Genomic DNA, 17470 nt, shown 5'->3' with positions numbered 1-17470 from the left:
GCGAGCAAGCCCGCTCCCACATTAGACTCTCGGTGAACACATTATTTGTGCACACCAGTGATCGAGTGTGGGAGCGGGCTTGCTCGCGAAGGGGCCAGATGCCACACCACTAAACTGCAGTTTTGAACCCCTCCTCCCGCTGCAACGCCCGCGCCTGAACCACATTCAGCATCGCGCAGCCTTCGCGCATCAACAGATGAACCGCCCGGGTAACGCGCATCAGGTCGCAATCGGAAATGTCTTTGAGGTTCAGGCTGGACAAGGTGTCAGCCAGATCGCGAACGACGGTGAAGCGATGCGCAGCGCAAGCGGCGATGTCGCTGAGTTCTTTGTGGGTGTTGATGAAGAGCACCGGGGTTTCGGCGTCGTAGGACACGTCTTGGAAAGTTGTGCGCCACAAGTTGATCGTTCCCACGCTCTGCGTGGGAATGCAGCCCGGGACGCTCCGCGTCCCTGCCGAAGCCGAACGCAGAGCGTCCGTTGAGGCATTCCCACGCAGGAGCGAGGGAACGATCAGCGGTGAGATTAGTGCTTGGCCAACTCCATAATCATCCGCGACAACAAATAAATCCGCGGTGCCACGCTCTCAACCTCCGCGTATTCCTCCGGCGTATGAATATTGCCGCCGACAATCCCGAACCCATCCAGCGTCGGCGTGCCCACACCCGCTGACAGGCTGGCATCCGCCGCCCCACCGCTTCCCTCTTCCGTCAACTTACGGCCAATCTCCCCGTAAATCCCTTGAGCCATGGCCATCAACCGATCGGATTCCGGCGTTTGCGGCATCGGCGGCAATCCGCGCTGAAGTGTGGTGGTGACCTCGGTGTCAGGAATTAGCTTGTCTTTCGAAACCCGCGCGAGGTCCTTCTCGATCCGGTCAAACTCTTCCGGCACCGCCGCCCGCACGTCTGCCTTGGCGGTGGCTTGATCCGGAATCACGTTGGTGCGGTCGCCGGCCTTGAGCACGGTAAAGTTGATGGTGGTTTTCTTCTCGGCGTCGCCCAGTTTGCCGAGCTGCAAAATCTGGTGCGCCGCTTCCATGGCGGCGTTGCGTCCCAGCTCTGGCGCGACACCGGCATGGGCCGCCTTGCCCTTGACCTCGACCACGGCGGTGGCACTGCCTTTGCGCCACACCACCAGGCCATCCGCCGGGCGGCCGGGTTCGAGGTTGAGGGTGACGTCGTGGGCCTTGGCGGTTTTCTTGATCAGGTCGGTGGCGATGTCCGAGCCGGTTTCTTCGCTGGCGTCGAGCAGGAAGGTGATTTGCGCGTAGTCCTTGAAGTCGAGGTTTTTCAGGACTTTCAGCGCGTAGATCCCGGCAACGATGCCGCCCTTGTCATCCATCACGCCCGGCCCGTAGGCGCGGCCGTCCTTGATGTGGAACGGACGCTCGGCGGCCGAACCTTCCTTGAAGACGGTGTCCATGTGCGCCATCAGCAGGATTTTTGCCTTGCCGGTGCCTTTCAGGGTCGCGATCACATGGCTGCTTTTGTCCGGGGTATTGGGCACAAGCTCGATGGTCGCGCCGAGTTTTTTCAGTTCGTCGATGGCGATGTCGCTGACTTTCGTCAGGCCCGGTTCATAGCCGGAACCGGAGTCGATGTTCACCAAACGCTCCAGTAACTTCAGGGCTTCGCCCTTGTACTGTTCGGAATCGGCGAGGACTTGTTTGTGCGGTTCGGCGGAAACGGCGGGAGCGAAAACGCCGAGGGCGAGGGTCAGGCCAAGGCTGGTGGCCAGCAGGGAGCGAGGGAGATTGAACGTCATGAATCGATCCTTGTTTCGTGTCGGGGGTGAAAAACACCCTACCTGACTACGGCGCAAGGCTCTAGACCGATCACGTTTTACACCGAATCAAGTATTCCGTGATGCGATTTGCCATCGCCGCAACAGATGACGCGGTTGCGGCCGGTGGCTTTGGCTTCGTAAAGCGCTTGGTCGGCGTCGTTGAGCCACAGGGTCGCGTCGGTGTGTGCCGGGTTGAAGGCGGCCAGGCCGATGCTCAGGCTGACTGTCAGCGCCGGGCTCTGCTCATAACCCAAGGTGGCGAAGCGATCACGCAGGGCATCCATGGCGGCCGCAGCACTCGTGAGCGGAAGGTCCGGGAGGATCACGCAGAACTCGTCGCCACCGTAGCGCCCGGCAACATCCGCCGCACGCAGGTTCTGCTTGAGCATTTTGCTCAACTGACGCAGGACGATGTCCCCGGCAACGTGGCCGTAGGTGTCGTTGATGGATTTGAAATGGTCGATGTCGATCAGCGCAATCGCCCCGCCCTGCTGCTGACGTTTGCAACGCTGGAATTCGATTTCCAGTTGATCCTTCCAGGCGCCGTGGTTCAGCAGGCCTGTGAGGCTGTCGGTGCGGCTCAGGGCCAGCAATTCACGCTTTTGTCGGCCGAGGGTGTAGGCCTGGCGGAAGCAGATCCAGCCCAATGCCAGCGGATACAAACACATCAAGGGCAAACAGGCATACATCTGCAGTTGGCTGGTTTGCGGGATGAAGGCGGGGGAGAAAATCAGCAGTCCGACGCCCATTCCGAGAATCTGCGCCACGGTTCCCGCCAACAGGAAACGTAAGCCGCCAATGGCCACATTGTTCATCGCCATCATGGCCAGGGTCGTCGCGCCGGGCAGCGGATTGAAGTGCATGGCGGCGACCCAAAAGCCGCCGAGAAAGGCATCCACCAGCAGGTTCCGGTGTTCGGCGTGATAAGGCACTGGCGCGCGGCGCGCCCATTGATAAGCCAGGTGCGGCCAGACTACGCCGTTGAGCATCATCATCACCCAGACCCACGGTGCAGGGTTGAGTGGATACATCGCCGCGCTCACGAGCAACAGCCCCAAAGCCAAACCCAGGGTTCGCGATGTATAGAGCCTCCTGGCCAGTGAAAGTCCTTTTCCTCCCGTTTTTTCCATAGAGGCCTCTGCGCCACAGAACGGAACCTGAAAACACAAGGGTTTCAAGTGTGGTGAGAGTCTATCAGGGCAACGGCAAATAGCCATCACCGGCTGGCGGTCTGAATACCAAGGCATAGCCATAAGGCGAGCGACCAATGTTTGGCTATACATGAAAGGAGGGTTCGCTCGATAACGATAAAAAAGGAGGCCCATGCAGACCTTTCAAGTGTTGATCATCGGCAGCGGTTTTGGCGGCCAGTGCGCGGCGATCAATTTGCTCAAGGCCGGCATCGACGATTTCCGCCTGCTGGAACGGCGGGACTTTTTCGGCGGCACCTGGTGCCAAAACACCTACCCCGGTGCGGCGGTCGACGTGCCCTCGCCGCTCTACTCGCTGTCCTTCGCGCCCTATCGCTGGACGCAAATGTTCGCCGAACAGGCCGAACTGCACCACTACACCCAGTACGTGGTGGAGCACTTCGGCCTGCGAGACAAGGTGGAACTGCAGGCCAATGTCGAGCGCATCGAGTGGGACGACGACGGCAAATACTGGGCGGTGCACACCGCCAGCAAAGGCACATTCCATGCGCAGTTCCTGATCAACGCCACCGGGCCGCTGAGCCAACCCGTGGTTCCCCACTTCGAGGGCCAGGAGCGGTTTCAGGGCAAGACCTTTCACACCAACAACTGGGATCACACCTACGATTACCGGCAAAAACGCGTGGCCATCGTTGGCAGCGGCGCCAGCGCGGCCCAGGTGATTCCGACGATTGCCCCGGACGTCGAGCATTTGCATGTGTTCCAGCGCACGCCTCACTGGGTATTGCCTCGGGCCGACCGCGCCTTTGGGCCATTCCAGCGTTGGTTACTGGGGCTCAAACCGGCCTACAAACTGTTGCGCTGGATGATCTACTGGCTGTTCGAAACCCGAGTGATTGCCTTCAAGTATTCGAAACCAGCGATCCGCTTGGTCCAGCAACACGCCCTGCGCTTCCTCAAACGGCAAGTGCCCGACCCCCAATTACGGCAAAAACTGACACCCGACTACGTCATCGGCTGCAAACGGATAATCATCTCAAGCACCCTGTACCCGGCGCTGGGTCGCAGTAACGTGAGCCTGCACAGCCGCGAGCAAGGCATCGCCGCCATCGATGAAACCGGCATCGTCACCCAGGACGGCCAACACATCGACCTGGACCTGATCGTCTGGTCCACCGGTTACGACGCCACCGACGGGGTGATTTCCTACCCGGTCACCGGCAAGAACGGAACACAACTCAAAGATTTCTGGGCCCTGTACCCGCGGGCCTATCTCGGCACCAGCCTGCCGGACTTCCCCAACCTGTTTATCGTCACCGGCCCCAACACGGGCATCGGCCACACCTCGGCGCTGTTCATCATCGAGTCTCAGATGAACTACATTCTCGATTGCATCCGCACATTAAAAGAACACGGTTTGCGCAGCATCGAAGTACGCCCCGAAGCAGAACGTACCTACACTGAAATGATCCACCGGGAGATGGAACGCACGGTATGGAAGTCCGGGGGTTGCCACAGTTGGTATCAAAGCAAGAGCGGTCATGTGATTGCGATGTTTCCGGGGTTCAGTTTCAGCTATCACCGGTTGACCAGGGCGCTGAAACCCGCCGATCACATTCTGTCCTGATTACGTAAAAGGAAGATGCCTGATGCTTTTGTTGGTTGTCGCAATCGCAGTTTTCGTGGCCTGGAGCTGGTTGAGTTACCCGGCCATCGGTCATTGGCTCTATGACTTGAACATGTCGATAGAGGCCAAGCTGTATGGACTGCACAAAATTGTCGTGCCGATCGCCGAAATGACTGTTTCGACCTGGCAAGGCGGGCCGTACGAAGCGTCCAGCAGCGTGCTGATGCTCCACGGCTACAGCGCCGACAAGAACATCTGGCTGCGCTTTGCCCGGCACTTTGTCGGCAACTATCGGGTGATCATCCCCGACATCGCCGGCCATGGCGAAACCGGCTTCAAGGCGGGCGGCGGCTACGACATTCCCTTGCAGGCCAAGCGGATGATCCAGTTGCTCGATGTCTGCGGCGTCGAGAAAGTCCACGTGATCGGCAACTCGATGGGCGGTTACATGGCAGCGTGGCTCGCGGCCACGTACCCGGATCGCATTGTTTCGGTGGCCCTGATCGATCCCGCGGGGGTCACCGCCCCCGAAGCCAGCGACCTGGAGCGGCATTTGGCCAAGGGCCATAATCCGTTCCTGATTCATTCACGGGAAGAGTTCCAGCGCTTCTACGCCATGACCATGGCCGAACCGCCGTGGGTACCCAAGGTGGTGCTGGACGCCATCGCGCAACGTTATGAACAGCAATGCGAGGAGCTGGAAGAAATCTTCAGGGACTTGCGCGCCAGCCCGCCGATGGAGCCGAAACTACCCGACATCAAGTGCCAGGCGCTGTTGCTGTGGGGACACAAGGATCGCTTGATCGATGTCAGCAGCGTGGCGATCTGGAGCAAAGGCATCGCCGATCTGCGAGTGGAAGTCTGGGACCACACCGGCCATATGCCGATGGTGGAACAACCGACGAACACGGCGCGACTGTATCGGGAATTTTTGGCATCATTGCGTTCGGAACTTCCGGTGTAGCAGCTGCCGAGCCTGCGAGGCTGCGTTCGGCTGCGAAGCAGTCGTGAAATCAGGCACCGCGGTGTGTCAGGAGGAACGTGCGTGCAGGACTTGCGACTGCTGCGCAGCCGAACGCAGCCTCGCTGGGGCTCGACAGCTGCTACACAGCAGTCCTTTGCAGAATGAAGTTCGTAAGATTCTTCGTTTGTCGGCGCCGCGCAAGGCTGCGATCTTTTCCCGCATCCCTTACGTCACCGCACCAGGAATTCTTTCATGAGTCACCCGAGCTTCGTCAGCCCTGACCTGATCCGCCAACGCTTTTCCAAAGCGATGTCCGACATGTACCGCGAAGAAGTGCCGCTGTACGGCGCGCTGATGGAACTGGTGGAACAGACCAACCGTCACGTGCTGGACAGCGATCCACAGATCGCCCGACAGTTGAACAGCACCGGTGAAATCCAGCGCCTGGACCTGGAGCGGCATGGCGCGATCCGTGTCGGCACCGCCGATGAACTGGCCACCCTCGCCCGGCTGTTTGCGGTGATGGGCATGCAGCCGGTGGGTTATTACGACCTGACCCCGGCCGGTGTGCCGGTGCACTCCACCGCTTTTCGCGCAGTGCATGAAGCAGCGTTGCAGGTCAGCCCGTTCCGGGTATTCACCTCCCTGCTGCGCCTGGAACTGATCGAAGACCTGGAACTGCGAGCGTTCGCCCAGTCGGTGCTGGATAAGCGTTCGATCTTCACGCCCACTGCGCTGATTCTCATCGATCGCGCCGAAACCCAGGGAGGCCTCACCGAACAGGAGGCCCAGGACTTCGTCGAGCAGGCGCTGGAAACGTTCCGCTGGCATCACACCGCCACCGTGACCGCCGAGCAGTACCGCAAACTCAGCGCCCAGCATCGCCTGATCGCCGACGTGGTGGCATTCACCGGCCCGCATATCAACCACCTGACGCCGCGCACCCTGGACATCGACATCGTCCAGGCGCAAATGCCTGCCCACGGCATCGCCCCTAAAGCGGTGATCGAAGGCCCGCCCCGCCGTCAGTGCCCGATCCTGCTACGCCAGACCAGTTTCAAGGCCCTGGACGAGCCTGTCGCCTTCACCGATCAAGCCCAGACTCACGGCAGCCACAGCGCCCGTTTCGGCGAGATCGAGCAACGCGGCGCGGCGCTCACCCCCAAAGGCCGGGCGCTTTACGACCGTTTGCTCAACGCTGCCCGTGATGAATTGAAAGACTTCCCCAATGAAGCCAATGCCGCACGTTACAACGCGCTGATGGCGCAGCATTTTGCAGAATTCCCTGACACCGTAGAGGGCATGCGCCAACAGGAACTGGCGTACTTTCGCTACTTCGTCACGGAAAAAGGTTTGGGGGCCGACGAGTTGAAATCGTGGTCGCTGGAAGATCTGCTCAGCGGCGGGTACTTGCGGGTTGAACCGTTGGTGTACGAAGATTTTCTGCCGGTTAGCGCTGCGGGGATTTTTCAGTCGAACCTGGGGGATGCGGCGCAAACCCACTATGGCGTGCAATCGAACCGGCAGGTGTTCGAGAAGGCGCTGGGGCGAACGACGATTGATGAATTGGCGTTGTATGCCGAGACGCAGCGGCGCTCGATCGAGGAATGTTTCACGCATTGAGCCTCGCGGTCCGAGGCGTGGCACGAACCTGTAGCAGCTGGCGCAGCCTGCGTTCGGCTGCGAAGCAGTCGTTGTTTCAGCCGCCACGGTCTTTCAGACAAACCGTGTTTGCCGGTTTACGACTGCTGCGCAGCCGAACGCAGGCTGCGCCAGCTGCTACACGTCAGATTTAGCGGAGCTTCGCCAACAGTTCTTGTGCCGCAGCCTCAGAGGAAGCCGGATTCTGACCAGTAATCAGCAAACCATCTGTGAGCACATAACTCGCCCAGTCAGCACCTTTGGAATAGACACCACCCTTCTCCTTAAGCATGTCCTCCACCAAAAACGGCACGACCTTCGTCAGTTGCACAGCCTCCTCCTCAGTGTTGGTAAACCCCGTCACACGTTTGCCTTTGACCAGCGGCTGGCCGTCCGCGCCCTTGACGTGACGCAACACACCCGGTGCGTGGCAGACGGCCGCGACCGGTTTGCCTGCCTTGTAAAACGCCTCGATCAGAGCGATCGAAATTTTGTCTTCGGCCAAATCCCACAATGGGCCATGGCCGCCCGGATAGAAAATCGCGTCGTAATCTTCAGCCCTCGCGCTGCTCAGCAGAGCGGTAGACGCCAATGCGGATTGGGCGGCGGAATCTTTGCGAAAGCGCTCGGTGGCTGCGGTTTGCGCGTCGGGCTCGTCGCTTTTTGGGTCCAGCGGTGGTTGACCACCCTTGGGCGAGGCCAGGGTCAACTGAGCACCGGCGTCTTTAAAGGCAAAGTACGGTGCGGCGAATTCCTCCAGCCAAAAGCCGGTTTTCTTACCCGTGTCACTCAATTGATCGTGTGACGTTAGAACCATCAGGATTTTCATGTCGTTCTCCTTGAGTTCGCAGATGTTCATTCATCTCGGCGCTGAGTTTGACCTCCGGGCTGCTGTGTTCGTTGCACCTGTCACCCTAGCGGTTCTGCTACCGGTTTTCGGCAAATCAGACGATGGGTAACCGAATGATGGCTAACCGCCTTGATGCGCAAGAAGTTGCGCACTCAACGCTGCGAAAGCCCTTCTCGGGACGCTGATCGCCCGGCCTGTCAGGCGTCCCAGCCAAGTGCGCAAGAAGTTGCGCAGTACTGCGCAACTTCTTGCGCACATTCACCGGCGATCTCTGCCGAAGATTCTCCGCGAGCGCTTAAAAACCTCTCAACCGACTGATTTATATAGTCTTAGCCGCTTCTGGCACGGACCTTGATAACAGTCAGGCACCCACCGGGCGATACCGCCTCCCGGGCACCCTAACTTTTAGCAAGGAGCACATCCATGGCTACACCAGCGTACATGTCCGTCACTGGCGAGAAACAAGGTCTGATCACTGCCGGCGCGTTCACCGCCGACTCGGTTGGCAACACCTACCAGGAAGGTCACGAAGACCAGGTCATGGTTCAGGCTTTCAGCCACGACGTGATCATCCCGCGTGACCCGCAGTCCGGCCAACCGACCGGTCAGCGCGTCCACAAGCCAGTCGTGATCACCAAGGTGTACGACAAGGCTTCGCCACTGCTGCAAGCCGCTCTGACCTCCGGCGAGCGCATGAGCGAAATCGTTATCCAGTGGTACCGCACCTCGGCTCAAGGTACCCAAGAGCACTACTACACCACCAAACTGGAAGACGCGATCATCGTCGCCATCAACAACAAAATGCACAACTGCCAGGACCCGTCGAACTCGCACTTCACTCACCTGGAAGAAGTGCAGTTCACCTACCGCAAAATCACCTGGACCCACGAAGTATCCGGCACTTCGGGTTCCGATGACTGGCGTCAGCCGGTCGCCTAACTCAGGCCGACCGTCTCAAGCATCGGCCAGCTCTGCTGGTCGATGTTGTTTTCGCCCTTCCAGAATTTTCGCGTCCGCAAGCTCCCTGCACGGGTGCCGGCGAGCGCCGCTGCACTGCACGAGGAACAAGGGATGTTCGCGCCGGCCAATCAAACTCACTTTGCCCTGACCATCGAAGGTCTTTCCAGCGACTTCCAGGTTTTCTCCCTGCAAGGTCGGGAAGCCATCAGCCAGCCTTTTGTGTTTGAGGTGGAGCTGGTCAGTGAACAGCCGTCCCTGGACCTCGAGACCCTGCTGCACAAACCGGCCTTTTTGCAGCTCTCGCCTGACGGCAGCGGCATCCATGGCCAGATCTACCGCGCCGCCCAGGGTGATTCCGGCAAACGCCTGACCCGCTACGCGGTGACCCTGCGCCCGCACCTGTCTTACCTCGCGCACCGCATCAACCAACGCATCTTCCAGAACCTCACGGTGCCGAAAATCATCGGCAGCGTCCTCGAAGAGCACGGCATCCAAAGCAACGCCTATGAATTCAAAGTCGGGGCGATTTATCCCGAGCGCATCTACTGCGTTCAGTACGATGAATCGGACCTGCAGTTCGTCCAGCGTCTGTGCGAGGAAGAAGGTATCCATTACCACTTTCAGCACAGCGCCACCGCCCACAAGCTGGTATTCGGCGATGACCAGACGGTGTTCCCGAAACTCGCGCCCGTGGCCTACCAGCAAGACTCCGGGATGGTCGCCAACGATCCTGTGATCAAGCGCTTCGACCTGCGCCTGGAAACCCGCACCAGCCGCACCACCCGTCGCGACTACGACTTCGAAAAACCACGCCTGACCCTGGAAAGCGAGAACCGCGGCGACGTCCTGCCCGACCTCGAAGACTACGACTATCCCGGCCGTTTCATCGACCGCGAACGCGGCAAGCACCTGGCCAAACGCGCTCTGGAACGTCACCGCAGCGACTTCCAGCTCGCCGAAGGCAAAAGCGATCAGCCGTTGCTGGTCAGCGGCCACTTCCTGGCCCTGACCCAACACCCCAAGGCCAAATGGAACGACCTGTGGCTGCTCACCGAAATCCTCCACGAAGGCAAACAGCCGCAAGTGCTGGAAGAGTCGGTCACCAGCAGCACCACTAACCTGAAAGACGACTTCCACCAGGGCTACCGCAACCGCTTCCAGGCCACCCCGTGGGACGTGCCGAACCGCCCGCCCCTGACGCAAAAGAAACCGCGCATCCTCGGCAGCCAGAGCGCCGTGGTTACCGGACCCAAAGGTGAAGAAATCCACTGCGACCAGTACGGCCGCGTCAAAGTGCAATTCCACTGGGACCGCGAAGGCCAGGCCGACGACAAGACCAGCTGCTGGCTGCGCGTCTCCTCCGCCTGGGCCGGCGCCCACTACGGCGGCATCGCCATCCCGCGCATCGGCATGGAAGTGCTCGTCACCTTCCTCGAAGGCGACCCCGACCAACCGCTGATCAGCGGCTGCCTGTACCACAAGGAAAACGTCGTCCCGTACGCCCTGCCGGCGAACAAAACCCGCAGCACCTTCAAAACCCTGAGCTCCCCCGGCGGCGGCGGTTACAACGAACTGCGCATCGAAGACAAAAAAGGCCAGGAACAAATCTTCCTGCACGCCCAACGCGACTGGGACGAAAACGTCGAGCACGACCAGAAAATCCGCGTCGGCAACGAACGCCACGACACCGTCGAGCAAAACAGCTACAGCGAATTCAAGGCCGAAGAGCACCACACCGTCTACGCCGACCGCAAAGTCGAAACCCGCGCCAACGACCACCTGACCGTGGGCGTCAACCAGCACATCAAGGTCGGCACTGGCCAATTCATTGAAGCGGGCCAGGAAATCCACCTGAGCAGCGGCATGAAAGTCGTGCTCGAAGCCGGCAGCGAACTGACCCTCAAGGGCGGTGGCAGCTTCATCAAGATTGATGGCAGCGGCGTCACCCTGAGCGGCCCGGTGATCAACATGAACTCAGGTGGCAGCCCCGGCAACGGCACTGGCGCCGCGCCACTGATGCCCGGCGTGCTGAAACAGGCGGATGCCGACAAGGCCGGCGCGGTCCTGACCCCGGCGCAGATCAACACCCTCAAACGCAACGCGCCGTTCTGTGAAGAGTGCGAAAAATGCAAGGCAGGTGCTTGTGCGATCTGATCTTTTGACCCCACAGGATTGGCTGGCTGAACGGCCGTTGCAGGCTAATGAACGTCTTTATTTGATTGTCAGTGCGGCGAGCGATGCCGAACCACTGAAGGCCTTCTACCAGCAGGAGATGGCGCCGGAGCTGAACCCGATCTGGAGCGGCACGCCGTACGCCGACTGGCAGCCAGTAATGCCCTACCTCGCCGAACTGAAACCCAACGCCGGTTTCCTTCAGTGGATTGCTGAAACCGACGCTCAGGATTGGGGCTGGCTGGCGGTGTCCACCAGCACCCCGGACGTGGTGTTCGAACATCTTCGCAGCTTGACTCAAGTGCGCATGCCCGATGGCACCGAGGTGTTTTTTCGGTTCTGGGATGGGCGACATATTTTCCCGATTCTTGAAGGATTGGGTGCTGGCGCGGGAGAAGTTTTACCGGTGTTTGACCGCTACCTGATCAATGGCCAGACACTGGAAGTGGGACCAAGAGGTGTGCCACCGGCCAAGGCTTGGCCATGGTGGGAGGTGCCGCAGAAGTTAGTCGACACGCTTGCGGAAAAAGACCACACCACCGTCGTCGACAACCTGATGCAGTGGCTGGGAGAGGACTGCCCGGAACTGTTCTTCGCCTTCCCCGAAAGTAACCTGCGCCACAAGGTCGAGCGCTTCGTGCGCCAACAATCCAATACAGAAGATATGGCAGAGCGTCTTGCTGCTGAGCTGACAAAGGAAGTCACGTCATGAATACCCCGATTGGTACCTTGGTCCTGCGCGTGCTGGACGCCAAAACACCTGACGTGAGCCTTATCCTCAAGGACTTCAACAATTGCCTGAGTGATTACAAGGATTGGGCGGACGGTTTCCTGACCGGCTGGGCATTGGATGTGGACCAGACCTTCAAGGTAGGCAATGAAGTCAATGTGACCAAACGCAAGACCAAAACCGGTAAAGTCGAGACCTATGCGACCTGCCCTCTGGTAGGCGACTTCACGTTGATCCACATGTTCGAGTCGGCGCGCTTCGTACCGATTGGCAACACGCCAGTGAAACTCGAGCCCGTCACCAAAGGCACTTTCTACGACGACGTTACCGGTCCCGTCATTGAAACAACGATCGGCCCGAGCGGCATCAAGGTGATAAACGGCTGCAAGAAAGGTCAGATGTACCGCATCACCTTTTTCCCGAACGTATCCCAAAGCAATGTCAAAGCGCTGTACGACTCCTACCAGGGCGTGATCGGCAATCTCAATGGTTGGTTGCAAAGTGAATGGTCGGGCAAATTTCAGCCTCAGTGGGCCAGTTACTCGGCTGCTGACCGCGCGGGCCGCTCTGTCATTCTGTTAAAACGAGCGATGGATGGCCTGGAAAAAGCGCTGCTCAGGCTGTGGGATGACATCAAAAGCCTGTTCGAACTGCTCGCACACCCAAAGGAAAACCTCGAAAAGCTGCGCAAGTACCTGTCGGATGTCGAGATCGACAAGCTCTATGCCGCGTCCAAGGAATCCATTGCTTCGGGTCTGTTGATCCTCAGTGACGAACCATTAATGTTCATTTACGTCTCGGCGATTGTGGCGTGGGTCGGCATGCTGCCACCGCAAGTCATCGTCGACGTGGTGACAGCCATTGCATCGGAATTCCTGATCAACGTGGTGTTGGGTATTTGCCTCACTGGAGGTGCAGGAATTGCGGTGCGGGTGGGGACCAAAGCCCTGTCTACTGTCAAATCCGGTACAGCGATCAAGTACCTTGAAGAGCTGGCCGCGAAACTGATGACCCTGAGCGGCAAGCACAGCCTGCCAGCACACGCCGAAGTATCGAAGCCGTTGATTGCCAGCGCCAAAAATGTGCCGATGAAGCCTGCCAAAACGGCGGCGATCAAAATCGACGAGGCTGCCGCCAACGGTTCTAAAAGTCAGGTGCCGAAAACCACGGATACGCCAAAGCAGGAAGTGAAAGACGCCTCTTCGTTTCCGCGTGGCAAGAAAGAAAAACAGACCACCCTCGCACCAAAGGAAAAGATCGACGACGTTTCTACTCAGTCGAAAACACCTGACGACAAAAGCGCCGCATGCGCCAAGAAAACCTGCACCAATGGTTGCCCCGTATCGATGGTCACTGGCGAAGAACTGCTGACCCTGACCGATGGCGAACTCGGCGGTCTGCTGCCCTTCAGCTGGACGCGCCTTTATCGCACCAGCGCTGCGGAAATCGACTGCGGCCTCGGCTACGGCTGGAGCCACGCCCTCGCTCAACGCGTCGACATCAACGGCGACGAGGTGATCTGGACCGACCACGAAAACCGCGTCACCACATTCCCGTTGCCAAGTGTGCAGCGCCCGGCGATCACCAACAGCCTATCGGAAGCGGCGATTTTCCTCGGTGATGACCCCTCCGAACTGATCCTCACCCAAGCCGGTGAACGCACCCAGTTCTACCACTTCCGCTACAACACCAAAGGCGCAACGCTGATTGCCATCAGTGACGATTACGGCAATCGCCTGCACATTACTCGTGACATCCACGGTCGAATCAAACGTGTCGATAACGGTGCCGGTCGCGCCCTCCTCGTGCGTTACGATCGAAAACACATCGTCGCCATCGACTATCAGCAGTTCAGCCCGGCAGACAATCTGGAAGATGCCTGGAGCACCATCCAGACGTTGGTCACCTATGGCTACGATGCGCAGCACCGCCTGATCGAAGCCAAAAACGCTGCTGGTGAAGCCGAGCGTTATGCCTACAACGACCAAAACGTCATTCTCGAGCGGCAACTGGCTGGTGGCGCCAGCTTCTATTGGGAATGGGAAAAAGAAGGCAAGTCGGCACGCTGCATCCATCACTGGGCAAGCTTCTCCCAGATGGACGCGCACTACGCTTGGGATGACAAGGGTAGCGTCACGGTTACCAACGCTGATGGCAGCGAAGAGGTCTACACCCACGACGATAAGGCTCGACTGGTTGCCAAAGTCGATCCGGACGGTGCGGAACACCTCAAGGCCTACGACGACAAGGGCCGCCTGATAGCAGAGAAAGATGCACTCGGTGCCGTCACCGAATACCAATACAACGACGCCGGCCGACTGGTCGCGGTCATTCCACCGGAAGATGCACCGACAACCTACGAGTACTACCGCGGCTTCGTCCGCGTCGTGAACCGTGGGCCGGCGACCTGGAAATACTGGCGCAACGACCAAGGCGACATCACCGAACAAATCGACCCAGACGGCAATTCGACCCATTACAGCTACAACCGCCAGGGCCGCCTGCTGGAAATCCGCCACCCCGACGGCAGCCGTCATCAACTGGGTTGGAACAATCTCGGCCAACTGCTCGAAGAACAGCTGCCGGACGGCGGTCAGCGCAAGTACCGCTATGACGCGCTAGGTCGGCAAATCACTCGCCAGGACGAAAGCGGCGCGATCACTCAATACCAATGGGACGCGGCGAACCGTCTCGCGCAAATCACCCTGCCCGGTGGCGCAACCCGTGCATTCACCTACAACGCCTACGGCAAAGTCACCGCCGAACGTGATGAACTGGGTCGCGTCACCCGCTTCGAATACGCCGATAACCTGCACCTGGTCAGTCGCCGCATCAACCCGGATGGCAGCCAGCTGCGCTATCGCTACGACAACTCGCGCCTGCTGCTCAGCGAGATCGAAAACCAACGTGGCGAGCACTACCACCTGGACTATTACCCTAATGGCCTCATCCAGCAGGAAACCGGTTTCGACGGTCGACGTACCTCCTACGAATACGACCTCAACGGCCAGTTGCTGAAGAAAACCGAGTGCGGCGACGACGGCAGTGAGCTGGTCACTGAGTACCAACGCGACACCGCTGGCCGCTTGCTGGTGAAAACCCTGGCCGATGGCGAGAAGATTCACTACAGCTACGACGCCCTCGGTCGCCTCGTGAACGTCGACGACGGCCACTGGCCCCTCGCCTACGAATACGACCTGCAAGATCGCCTGATCACCGAACACCAAGGCTGGGGCACCCTGCGTTACGAATACGACAACCTCGGCCAATTGAGCCACTGCCGTCTCCCCGACGGCAGCAAACTCGACTACCGCCACCAATCCGGCGGTCGCCTGAGCAGTATCGACCTCAATGGCTCGCGCTTGACCACTCACCAGTTCAGCGCCGGTCGCGAACAGCAGCGTCAACAAGGTCTGCTGCTCAGTCAATACCAGTACGACGAACAAGGCCGACTGCAAGCCCACAGCGTCAGTCAGCAAGACCGCAATCTATTCCAGCGCCGCTACGCCTACGACGCCAACGGCAACCTCGCCGGCATCGACGACAGTCGCAAAGGCAACCGCAGCTACCACTACGACCCGCTCGACCGCCTGATCAACGTCCGTGGCACCACCCCGGAAAGCTTCGCCCACGACCCAGCGGGCAACCTCCTGGGTCAAGGCGACCAGCCAACCACGAACCTGGCCAACGTCAAAGGTAACCGCCTGCTAATGCAGGGTGATCGCCATTACGACTACGACGCCTACGGCAACCAGATCCGCGAACGCCGTGGAACCGGGCAAAAGCTCATCACCGAATACCGTTACGACTGCCAGCACCGACTGATCGGAGCCAGCCTCCCGGGTGGCAGCATCGCGAGCTACAAGTACGACGCCTTCGGCCGTCGAATCGCCAAAACCGTCGATGGTCAAACCACGGAATTCCTGTGGCAAGGCGAACGCCTCATCGCCGAAAGCGCGGACAACCGCTATCGCAGCTACATCTACGAGCCGGGCACCTTCCGCCCCCTGGCGATGCTCGATGGTGAAGGCCCGCTAAAAGCCGAGCCGTTCTACTACCAACTCGACCACCTTGGCACCCCGCAGGAACTCACCGACTACAGTGGCGAGATCATGTGGTCGGCGAAATACCGCGCCTACGGTAACCTTGCCACCCTCGACATTGCGGAAATCGACAACCCGCTACGCTTCCAGGGTCAGTACTTCGATGCGGAAACGGGCTTACATTACAACCGGCATCGCTACTACAATCCGGGCACTGGGCGGTATTTGACGCCGGATCCGATCAAGCTTGCAGGTGGGTTGAACAACTACCAGTACGTGCCTAACCCTACGGGGTGGGTGGATCCGTTGGGGTTGAGCGATACCTGCCCGACGCCCGACTGTAAGCTGCCCAATAATTCGGCAAATGCAACGAAACCCGACAGCATTCCTATGTCACAAGCCAAATATGATGAAGTTATTAATCTTGAGAAAGGGAACAGACCTGTTGATACGCGTGAGTATCTGCCGGAACAATACGTAAATATGCATGAAGAAGCCTTCAAGCGACAGGGAGGCTCATTTGTCGTTATCGATGATTGGATTGAACGCTCGGCCTATCCAACATTCCCACCTAGAAAATTTGTAGGTCTGCCGTCCGAAATGGATACTGTGGTTGCAAAATACAAAGCAAGCGGTGGTAACTGGCAAGTGCTCAATAGAGAGCTCAATTTAGGTACATCGGACCTATCCTCCGCCAAAATTTATCTGGTAAAAATAAAACCTGACGACCCTAGATTTAAATATGAAATCCCAAATGGTAACGAAGCCGGTGCTTATCCAAAAGAATGGGTACCTGGAGGCGAAACGAAAAGCGGGACGAAAGAAGCGGCTCTGATTGGCTCCGAAAAAATCAATCATGGAGCTGACATGAACAAACTTTTGAGCCAATTTGATGACTGGGAGCAACTTCAATGATCAGCAATTTCGAAAAAGCGCTAAACAGAGATGAACTCCCGGAATACTTCAGAGGTAGTGGTATTTACTTTACGAAAGACCCCGACTGGGGAACCCAGCTACACGTCATTAATTGGCAAGGTCTTTGTGGGTTTCTCAAAACACAAAAAAATCCAGTTGCAACCCTGAAAAACGCATTCGAAAAATACCTAAAAACCATCACAAACAGTATAGATGATGCAAACGATCTTCTAGAAAACATAGGCTGCTACTACTACATGCGAAAAAAGATTCCAATCTTATCTGAAAACGGGTTTGATCTAATTCGCGACCTATCAAACAACGAAAAACAAATAATTTCCAACTGCATGGAATTTCTGCATCAAGAAACTTATAAAATTAATAATGCACAGGATATTGAAACTTACAATCGGCGCATAACAAAGCTTGCCAATGATGGTGGACCAAAAAACTTCAGAAACCTGTAACCATAAAAAATCGAATACCACAAGGCATTACGAGTTCGGGTTAAAGGAGATTAAGGGGGACAGATTCATTTCTACGCACTCACAAAAATAAATCCGCCCTTTTAGTTAGTCCAATTTTAGTTATCAAACGCGTAACAAAGAAGCAGCGCTGATCGGATCTGA

Annotated in this window: 12 protein-coding genes; 8 read left to right on the top strand and 4 right to left on the bottom strand. The window is 58.1% G+C overall.

Annotation, left to right across the window (positions count from 1 at the left end; genetic code table 11):
* Positions 1-109: 109 nt before the first annotated feature.
* The 3 genes from ASC74_RS30335 to ASC74_RS30325 form a co-directional block, all read right to left on the bottom strand.
* Positions 110-400 (bottom strand): hypothetical protein, encoded by a 291-nt coding sequence (locus tag ASC74_RS30335; RefSeq protein WP_236713368.1) that lies wholly within the window; start codon positions 398-400, stop codon positions 110-112.
* 125 nt (positions 401-525) lie between these two features.
* Positions 526-1767, bottom strand: coding sequence for a M20/M25/M40 family metallo-hydrolase (locus tag ASC74_RS30330; protein ID WP_056746644.1), 1242 nt, complete (start codon positions 1765-1767; stop codon positions 526-528).
* A 77-nt stretch (positions 1768-1844) separates the two neighbouring features.
* Positions 1845-2918 (bottom strand): diguanylate cyclase, encoded by a 1074-nt coding sequence (locus ASC74_RS30325; protein ID WP_056746643.1) that lies wholly within the window; start codon positions 2916-2918, stop codon positions 1845-1847.
* A gap of 193 nt (positions 2919-3111) precedes the next feature.
* Here ASC74_RS30325 and ASC74_RS30320 point away from each other — a divergent pair, with 193 nt between their 5' ends.
* The 3 genes from ASC74_RS30320 (at position 3112) to hglS (ending at position 7153) form a co-directional block, all read left to right on the top strand.
* Entirely contained in the window at positions 3112-4566 is a 1455-nt protein-coding gene (locus tag ASC74_RS30320; RefSeq protein ID WP_056746641.1) for a flavin-containing monooxygenase, read from the top strand.
* Positions 4567-4588: 22 nt separating this feature from the next.
* Positions 4589-5530 (top strand): alpha/beta fold hydrolase, encoded by a 942-nt coding sequence (locus tag ASC74_RS30315; protein WP_056746639.1) that lies wholly within the window; start codon positions 4589-4591, stop codon positions 5528-5530.
* A 252-nt stretch (positions 5531-5782) separates the two neighbouring features.
* Positions 5783-7153, top strand: coding sequence for a 2-oxoadipate dioxygenase/decarboxylase HglS (hglS, locus tag ASC74_RS30310; RefSeq protein ID WP_056746638.1), 1371 nt, complete (start codon positions 5783-5785; stop codon positions 7151-7153).
* A gap of 169 nt (positions 7154-7322) precedes the next feature.
* On the opposite strand, the gene ASC74_RS30305 is transcribed toward hglS, so the two are convergent.
* Positions 7323-8000 carry a type 1 glutamine amidotransferase domain-containing protein gene (locus tag ASC74_RS30305; protein ID WP_056746636.1) on the bottom strand — a complete coding sequence of 226 codons (678 nt, stop codon included), beginning with the start codon at positions 7998-8000 and terminating at the stop codon, positions 7323-7325.
* Positions 8001-8444: 444 nt separating this feature from the next.
* Between ASC74_RS30305 and ASC74_RS30300 the strand changes: the two genes are divergently transcribed.
* The 5 genes from ASC74_RS30300 to ASC74_RS30280 all read left to right on the top strand — a co-directional run bounded on the left by ASC74_RS30300 (position 8445) and on the right by ASC74_RS30280 (position 17308).
* Entirely contained in the window at positions 8445-8960 is a 516-nt protein-coding gene (locus ASC74_RS30300) for an Hcp family type VI secretion system effector (protein ID WP_054051032.1), read from the top strand.
* Between the two features lie 132 nt (positions 8961-9092).
* On the top strand, positions 9093-11135 hold the full coding sequence (gene tssI / locus ASC74_RS30295) for a type VI secretion system Vgr family protein (protein WP_056746634.1): 2043 nt from the start codon (positions 9093-9095) through the stop codon (positions 11133-11135).
* Positions 11125-11865 (top strand): DUF4123 domain-containing protein, encoded by a 741-nt coding sequence (locus tag ASC74_RS30290; RefSeq protein WP_056746633.1) that lies wholly within the window; start codon positions 11125-11127, stop codon positions 11863-11865. Before tssI ends, ASC74_RS30290 begins: the two co-directional genes overlap by 11 nt.
* Entirely contained in the window at positions 11862-16841 is a 4980-nt protein-coding gene (locus tag ASC74_RS30285) for an RHS repeat-associated core domain-containing protein (RefSeq protein ID WP_056746632.1), read from the top strand. Before ASC74_RS30290 ends, ASC74_RS30285 begins: the two co-directional genes overlap by 4 nt.
* Positions 16838-17308: a hypothetical protein gene (locus tag ASC74_RS30280; RefSeq protein WP_046049629.1), complete on the top strand. Its 471-nt coding sequence runs from the start codon at positions 16838-16840 to the stop codon at positions 17306-17308. Before ASC74_RS30285 ends, ASC74_RS30280 begins: the two co-directional genes overlap by 4 nt.
* The last annotated feature ends 162 nt before the right edge of the window (positions 17309-17470 follow it).

This window comes from Pseudomonas sp. Root329, from assembly GCF_001424925.1.
Taxonomy (GTDB): Bacteria; Pseudomonadota; Gammaproteobacteria; order Pseudomonadales; family Pseudomonadaceae; genus Aquipseudomonas; species Aquipseudomonas arabinosi.
This window is presented reverse-complemented; position numbering and strand designations above follow the sequence as displayed.

Excerpts from the sequence above, each read along its gene's own strand:
- ASC74_RS30330 (WP_056746644.1), bottom strand. The coding sequence starts at position 1,767 with ATGACGTTCAATCTCCCTCGCTCCCTGCTGGCCACCAGCCTTGGCCTG.
- ASC74_RS30325 (WP_056746643.1), bottom strand. The coding sequence starts at position 2,918 with ATGGAAAAAACGGGAGGAAAAGGACTTTCACTGGCCAGGAGGCTCTAT.
- ASC74_RS30320 (WP_056746641.1), top strand. The coding sequence starts at position 3,112 with ATGCAGACCTTTCAAGTGTTGATCATCGGCAGCGGTTTTGGCGGCCAG.
- ASC74_RS30315 (WP_056746639.1), top strand. The coding sequence starts at position 4,589 with ATGCTTTTGTTGGTTGTCGCAATCGCAGTTTTCGTGGCCTGGAGCTGG.
- hglS (WP_056746638.1), top strand. The coding sequence starts at position 5,783 with ATGAGTCACCCGAGCTTCGTCAGCCCTGACCTGATCCGCCAACGCTTT.
- ASC74_RS30305 (WP_056746636.1), bottom strand. The coding sequence starts at position 8,000 with ATGAAAATCCTGATGGTTCTAACGTCACACGATCAATTGAGTGACACG.
- ASC74_RS30300 (WP_054051032.1), top strand. The coding sequence starts at position 8,445 with ATGGCTACACCAGCGTACATGTCCGTCACTGGCGAGAAACAAGGTCTG.
- tssI (WP_056746634.1), top strand. The coding sequence starts at position 9,093 with ATGTTCGCGCCGGCCAATCAAACTCACTTTGCCCTGACCATCGAAGGT.
- ASC74_RS30285 (WP_056746632.1), top strand. The coding sequence starts at position 11,862 with ATGAATACCCCGATTGGTACCTTGGTCCTGCGCGTGCTGGACGCCAAA.
- ASC74_RS30280 (WP_046049629.1), top strand. The coding sequence starts at position 16,838 with ATGATCAGCAATTTCGAAAAAGCGCTAAACAGAGATGAACTCCCGGAA.